Raw genomic sequence first — 6,702 nt, 5'->3', positions numbered from 1 at the left:
AGCTGAAACAAAGTTAAAGGTCTCGTGGTGTAGGGGTTAACATGTCTGCCTGTCACGCAGAAGATCGCGGGTTCGATTCCCGTCGAGACCGTTTTATCAATTTTATACTGAAATGGCTCGGTAGCTCAGTCGGTAGAGCAATGGATTGAAGCTCCATGTGTCGGCAGTTCGATTCTGTCCCGCGCCACTTTCTCATGCGGGTGTAGTTTAGTGGTAAAACCACAGCCTTCCAAGCTGTTGTCGGGAGTTCGATTCTCCTCACCCGCTCTTTTTTTTATGTCTTTCTGGGCCTATAGCTCAGCTGGTTAGAGCGCACGCCTGATAAGCGTGAGGTCGATGGTTCGAGTCCATTTAGGCCCATTGATATAGTTTGATTTTATATTGGCCCGTTGGTCAAGCGGTTAAGACACTGCCCTTTCACGGCGGTAACACGGGTTCGAATCCCGTACGGGTCATCATCAAAAAAGGAACAACATTGCTGAAATGGCAATATTGTTCCTTTTTTTTCTGGTTTACAATAGTTAATGTTGGTCAGTAAAAAATCATTTTTTTAATGCTAAACTCGTTAAGGTTCTACTTCTAGAAATTTCAGAAGCCCATCGACCAGAGGAAATTTCTTTACCATCATTAGAAGAGGAAGAACCTTTTTAAAAAAAGCAGAAAATTATTCTTTCTAAATGTTCGGTTCTTCTATTTTTTGTTTTTGAGAGTTGCGTGTTTTCCTATTGATAAGAAAGGTATTAGTTTCAGAAAAACAGGGAAGAAAAAGCAGTTAGAGAAAAGACTAGGTAATACACAATAGCAAAGCCATGTACTTGGCGCTTTTTCAAGTTTGTGTTTTGATCATGGTCATGTAAGTAATAAGCTTGGACAACTTTTATAAGCGCTGGAATAGTTAGAACAAAAAATAGCAAATAGAATTGAAATGTAGAGAATAAGCCAAATAGAACGATAAAGTAACTTAATCCAATCGTCAGCATAAGAAGCAGACGTGTCGAGAAAGAAATTTTATCACTTAAAGGATAGTTTTTTATAGACAGTGGATCATACTCACAAGATTCAACTAAAAAGTTTATCAAGATCAACGGTATACTCCATTTAAACAGACCAGTCGGAATAAATGGAATTTGAATAAAAAAGCTGGCAAAGGTCAGAATGAGTCCTTTAAAAAAGCTTAATAGCACATTTGAGAGAAAAGGCAACTCCATTTGTTTAAGGTAAAAGTGAAAGTGAATCAGTATGCTGTAAAGAATCAGCAAGATACCGACTAACTTGCTGACATAAAAAATGAAGTAAATCAGAAGAAATAAACTGACTAGTCCTAAAAGTATCCAAGTCGACGTGAGAAAATCTTTAGAAAGCACATCAACTTCAGTTACCCGCTTTTTTAAAAACTGGTGGATCAATAAAAAAATATAAAGAGAAACAAAAGGCAAGAAATGAAAATGAGTGAAACGCAGGGCATAAACTGTTCCAACAAGCATGTACGTTAGTGGCGTCATCAATACAATAAACAAGGGGTTATAAAGAATCCGCTCAAGGGAAGATATACTATTTTTAAACACTACTCAACCTTCTTTCTATGAGATCCTTCTTTATGATACCAAAAATGAGCTTAAGATACATCTTTAAGATCTGCTAAAATGAAGAAGAAAACGTTATTTCGTGTTGAACAACTAAACAAGCGTATCCTTTTAAGGGTAAATGTGATAAAATGGTCTAGGTTTGCAAATGGATTCCCGATAGGATTCACTTTCAAAGTGGAGAAGCCTTGTAACCGTAAAAATTAAGGGGGAATAGTATAGAATGAAAGAAAAAAAATTATTTACTTCAGAATCTGTTTCTGAAGGACATCCAGATAAGCTCGCTGACCAAATAAGTGATGCTATCTTAGATGCGATATTGGAAAAAGACCCTGATGCTCGTGTAGCTTGTGAAACAACAGTTACGACTGGACTTGTTTTGGTAGCAGGCGAGATCTCAACCTCAGCTTATGTCGATATTCAAAGAATTGTACGTGATACGATACGGGAAATTGGGTATACTCGAGCTAAATTTGGTTTTGATGCCGATACATGTGGTGTGATCGTAGCCATTGATGAACAATCTGGCGACATTGCTATGGGTGTCGATGATGCAGTTGAGTTTAAGGAAACGAATGATGATCAGCTAAACCAAATCGGTGCTGGTGACCAAGGTTTGATGTTTGGTTTCGCCATAAACGAAACGCCAGAGCTGATGCCGCTGCCCATCTCTCTTAGTCATCGTTTAACCAAACGCATTGCTGCATTGCGAAAAGAAAAAGTCCTAAATTATTTGAGGCCAGATGCCAAAGCTCAAGTCACTGTCGAGTATGATGAAAAGGATAAGCCGTTGCGCGTAGATACAGTAGTGATTAGTACGCAGCACAGTCCTGAGCTGACTTATGAGCAATTAAAGAAAGATATGATCGAACAGGTTATAAAGCATGAAATTCCTGAAGCTTTATTAGATGAACAAACAAAATATTTTATCAATCCAACAGGACGTTTTGTTATTGGCGGTCCTCAAGGCGATTGCGGCTTAACTGGACGCAAAATCATTGTTGATACTTATGGCGGTTATGCACGTCATGGCGGTGGTGCGTTCTCTGGAAAAGACCCTACAAAAGTTGACCGTTCTGCTAGTTATGCAGCTCGTTATATTGCGAAAAATATCGTTGCGGCAGGCCTAGCTGATAAATGTGAAGTTCAACTAGCTTATGCTATTGGGGTTGCTCAACCAGTATCCATTGCAATTGATACTTTTGAAACTGGAAAAGTCAGCGAGTCGCTATTGATTGAAGCCGTTCGTGAAAATTTTGATTTGAGACCGGCTGGCATCATTAAGATGCTTGATTTGCAAAGACCGATTTACAAACAAACAGCAGCTTATGGACACTTTGGTCGTACAGATATCGATCTGCCATGGGAAAAAACGGATAAAACGAATGCTTTAAAAGAATTTACTCAACATCATGAATAAAAAAATACTCTTTACAAACGGAAAAAGTGGTTTGTAAAGAGTATTTTTGTATGGCGAAAATAATAAAAAAAAACCGAGACACTTATCTCGGCACTTCAATAAACTATTTTTTTTCAATCGCTAAAAGGAAAGGCGGTTGATTTTTTTGATTGATAAAGTTATATTGCAGAACATGGTAGTTTGTTTGAGGTAACTGTGCTGCAAACGTTAGAACAGCTTCTTTCTCTTCTTCTCCGCCTTCATGCCCATAATAGACCACAAGTAAGATCAGTGCACCTTTTCGCAGATGAGGAAGCAAGGCCTCAAGTGCAGCTAATGTTGTTTCACCTTTTGTAATAACGGTTTTATCGCTTTTAGGTAAGTAACCGAGGTTAAAAATGGCACCGCTGATTTGTTCGTTTTCTCCTAAAACCTTGCCTACTGTCTCGTGTCCTTGCTGAAATAAATGAACTTGCTCAGATAAGCCGGTAAAAAGCAATTTTTCTTTAGTAGTGTTAAGTGCTTGTTCTTGAACATCAAATCCATAGACTTTTCCTTGCTTGCCTACTAATTTGGCCAGAAGAACCGTATCACCCCCATTTCCAACGGTTGCATCAATGACTGTGTCCCCTAAAACGATCGATTGTTTTAATAAGGTATGACTAAATGTCAGGGCGCTTTCTAGCAATGTTCTCCTTCCTTTCCTTCTTTAATTAGTTTCATTTTTTCAAAGTGACAATAAAGACCAGCAATAAGTGCGAGCCAAGCGCCACCCACTGAATATCCTCCGATCACATCCGTTGGAAAGTGGACGCCTAAGTAAATGCGACTGATCCCTACGAATAGAATCAAAACAGAAGCAAAAAGAACGATAAAGAATTTAGTTATTTGTCTGTGACTTTGATAAATCAAAATGAACGCCATTCCAGCATAGCAAACCATGGCAGCCATTGAGTGACCACTTGGGAATGAGTAGCCGCCTTGTTCAACTAAGTGTTGGATTTCAGGACGAGGACGACGAAAAATATATTTCAATATTTGGTTCAATAAACCCGCACCTAAAATGAACTGAATAAAAAATCCAAACGACAATATTTTACTTTTCTTCCTATAGTATAAATAAACGCTAAACAATAATACAAAAATGACGATAAAAGGAATGTCTCCTAATTCAGTCAATGCAATAAAAATAGGAGTATAGGATGGTTGTCTGGTACTAAGAATGGGCGAGGAAATGAGTTGATCAAATAAATGGATCCATTCTGGTTTAACAGCGGTTGCTAATAAAATCAATATAAACGGTGTGAGGAGAAAAAAACTCCATAAAAAGTAATAGGATGTTTTCTGACGACTTGTTTCTTGCATATTAAAACCCCTTTATTCATTTTCTTTAAGACCTAAGTTTATCATAATAGAAAAAAGTTCTCCATTTGATTAAACGTAATGCAAAAAAACAAGTCAATAACAAATGTGTTTTATTACGGTACTATGACGTATATTAAATATTTTATATTCTTTAAAATTCGGTTTTAAAAAAATTTCTTTGAGGATATAATAATCCTGTATATCTTATACGGAAATTGGAATAGTTGCTGATAACTAAGTGAGAGTGTCTAACAAGGAGGGCTCAGTTTGGAAAAAAAAGAAAAAATGTTTGCAGAAGGAAAGAAAAAATACATACAAAAATTAAATAGAACAAATTTATATACTAAGAGAAATGCCGCTTTATTTAGCACAACGTTATTAGCGGGATTAATAGCATTTCCTACATATTCAACTGCAGTTCATGCAGAAGAAACAAATGAAAAAACAACAAGTAATGAAAAAGTGCTTGTGGATGAGAATAATCTAAATGAAGAACAAGAGGGCACGAAAATAGCAGTTGAGGCGGAGAACACTGGTTCAGAAGAAGCTGTTTCAGATGAAACTACTTCGGAAGAAGCAGAAGATCTTTCTTCTGAAGATTTAGCAATTGAAAAAGAACAGTTGATCAAGGAGTTTAGCAAACTTGTTTCAGCTGATATTTTTAATGCCATACATTTTGATACACTGAATATAACCGAAGTCAGAACCTTGATGGACGTTGCTTTAGATGAAAAGGATCAATTGACAATGGCTGCTGTAGCAGAAGTAGTGGATGAGTCACATCTCACTCAAGACACAGAGCCAGAAGAAACTGAAACTGAAGCAATAGAGGAGGCTATTGAGACTCCTGTTACAGAAGAAGCAGTAGAAGCTGAAGAAACTCCTGTAGCAGAAGAAGAGACAGTAGAAGCTGAAGAAACTGAAACCAAAGCCGCAGAGGAAGCTGTTGAAACTCCTGTGGCAGAAGAAGAGACAGCAGAAGCTGAAGAAATTGAAATCGAAGCCGCAGAGGAAGACGTTGAAGCACCTGTTGTAGAAGAAGAGACAGTAGAAGCTGAAGAAACTGAAGTCGAAGCAGTAGAGGAAGTTGTTGAAACTCCTGTGGCAGAAGAAGAGACAGCAGAAGCTGAAGAAATTGAAATCGAAGCCGCAGAGGAAGACGTTGAAGCACCTGTTGTAGAAGAAGAGACAGTAGAAGCTGAAGAAACTGAAGTCGAAGCAGTAGAGGAAGTTGTTGAAACTCCTGTGGCAGAAGAAGAGACAGCAGAAGCTGAAGAAATTGAGATCGAAGCCGCAGAGGAAAACGTTGAAGCACCTGTTGTAGAAGAAGAGACAGCACCGGGGAAAGAAGAGAAAACGGACAAAAAAGAGGAAGCTACTTCAACAACAAAAGAAACTAAAGAAGAAAATAAAACAGCTGCTAAAAAAGAAACGCCAAAAGTACAAAAGAATACACTCATGACGATGTCAGCAACAACGGCGGTAAAAACTGCGTCCTCGACTGCTGACCCGATTATTTATGTCGTCAAGAGCGGAGATACATTAAATAAGATCGGTAAAAAATATGGTGTGAGCGCAGATCAATTAGCTGAATGGAATAATATTGCCAATAAAAATAACATCAAGGTTGGTCAAAAACTAACCGTTAATCAAAAAGCACAAAGTTCTTCTAACAATAATAGTTTGCCTAATTCGTCTGTCGATAAAGTGAACAGTAGACAAGATTTTATTAATACAATCGGAAGCTTCGCGAGCCAAGTTGCTGCGAAAAATGGTTTATATGCTTCTGTTATGATTGCACAAGCTAGTTTAGAAAGTGGTTTCGGATCAAGTTCCCTTTCGTCAGCCCCAAATTATAATCTATTTGGTATCAAAGGTTCTTATAAAGGTAGTTCCGTGTCTATGAAAACCAAAGAATATTCATCAAAGAACGGTTGGATCACTATCTATCAAAATTTCAAGAAGTATCCTTCTTATGCAGAATCATTTGAAGATAATGCTTACTTGCTGAGAAATGGAACATCTTGGAAACACGATTTCTATTCAGGAACGTGGGTAGTGAATACGTCAAGCTATAAAGATGCTACTGCATGGTTGGAAGGACGCTATGCAACGGATCCCAGTTATGCTAAAAAATTGAATGACTTGATTGAAAAGTATGATTTAACACGTTTTGATACTCTAAATTCTGGTAACACATCTACTGGAGATAATGAACAAAATCATCACCAAGACAATAACCAAGTAGAAACCGACAAGCCTGAAGATACTCCTTCTTTAAATGAATCAAATGTTGCAGATGCTACTTTATATGTTATTAAGAGCGGCGACAATTTGACGAAGATCGCAAAAGCA

General features: G+C 37.7%; 5 protein-coding genes, 5 tRNA genes and 1 riboswitch. Of the genes, 7 read left to right on the top strand and 3 right to left on the bottom strand.

The window, feature by feature from the left end:
• The first annotated feature begins 18 nt into the window (after positions 1 to 18).
• From BM057_RS10795 to BM057_RS10775, 5 genes are all read left to right on the top strand, one after another.
• Positions 19 to 91: transfer RNA gene (locus BM057_RS10795), tRNA-Asp, on the top strand.
• Positions 92 to 114: 23 nt separating this feature from the next.
• Positions 115 to 187: transfer RNA gene (locus BM057_RS10790), tRNA-Phe, on the top strand.
• A gap of 9 nt (positions 188 to 196) precedes the next feature.
• Positions 197 to 267: transfer RNA gene (locus tag BM057_RS10785), tRNA-Gly, on the top strand.
• Positions 268 to 286: 19 nt separating this feature from the next.
• Positions 287 to 360, top strand: a tRNA-Ile gene (locus BM057_RS10780).
• A gap of 23 nt (positions 361 to 383) precedes the next feature.
• Positions 384 to 455, top strand: a tRNA-Glu gene (locus BM057_RS10775).
• A 291-nt stretch (positions 456 to 746) separates the two neighbouring features.
• On the opposite strand, the gene BM057_RS10770 is transcribed toward BM057_RS10775, so the two are convergent.
• Entirely contained in the window at positions 747 to 1,565 is an 819-nt protein-coding gene (locus BM057_RS10770; RefSeq protein WP_092093708.1) for a hypothetical protein, read from the bottom strand.
• 155 nt (positions 1,566 to 1,720) lie between these two features.
• A riboswitch (SMK box riboswitch) is annotated at positions 1,721 to 1,809 on the top strand.
• Between BM057_RS10770 and metK the strand changes: the two genes are divergently transcribed.
• Positions 1,807 to 3,003, top strand: coding sequence for a methionine adenosyltransferase (gene metK / locus BM057_RS10765; protein WP_047391885.1), 1,197 nt, complete (start codon positions 1,807 to 1,809; stop codon positions 3,001 to 3,003). (Overlaps the previous riboswitch by 3 nt.)
• Before the next feature lie 103 nt (positions 3,004 to 3,106).
• Here the strand turns inward: metK and mnmM are convergent, their stop codons facing one another.
• Both mnmM and BM057_RS10755 read right to left on the bottom strand, forming a co-directional pair.
• Positions 3,107 to 3,670, bottom strand: coding sequence for a tRNA 5-(aminomethyl)-2-thiouridylate-methyltransferase MnmM (gene mnmM, locus BM057_RS10760; protein ID WP_047391883.1), 564 nt, complete (start codon positions 3,668 to 3,670; stop codon positions 3,107 to 3,109).
• On the bottom strand, positions 3,664 to 4,347 hold the full coding sequence (locus BM057_RS10755) for a phosphatase PAP2 family protein (protein ID WP_092093705.1): 684 nt from the start codon (positions 4,345 to 4,347) through the stop codon (positions 3,664 to 3,666). Before BM057_RS10755 ends, mnmM begins: the two co-directional genes overlap by 7 nt.
• A 267-nt stretch (positions 4,348 to 4,614) precedes the next feature.
• Between BM057_RS10755 and BM057_RS12055 the strand changes: the two genes are divergently transcribed.
• Positions 4,615 to 6,702, top strand: a 2,088-nt coding sequence (locus tag BM057_RS12055) for a glucosaminidase domain-containing protein (RefSeq protein ID WP_143074515.1), incomplete at its 3' end; no start/stop codon positions are given.

It is taken from the genome of Pisciglobus halotolerans, from assembly GCF_900113675.1.
GTDB classification, from domain to species: domain Bacteria; phylum Bacillota; class Bacilli; order Lactobacillales; family Carnobacteriaceae; genus Pisciglobus; species Pisciglobus halotolerans.
This window is presented reverse-complemented; position numbering and strand designations above follow the sequence as displayed.

What these genes read in the sequence shown, in the direction of transcription:
- BM057_RS10755 (WP_092093705.1), bottom strand. Translation starts at nt 4,347, where the DNA reads ATGCAAGAAACAAGTCGTCAGAAAACATCCTATTACTTTTTATGGAGT.
- metK (WP_047391885.1), top strand. Translation starts at nt 1,807, where the DNA reads ATGAAAGAAAAAAAATTATTTACTTCAGAATCTGTTTCTGAAGGACAT.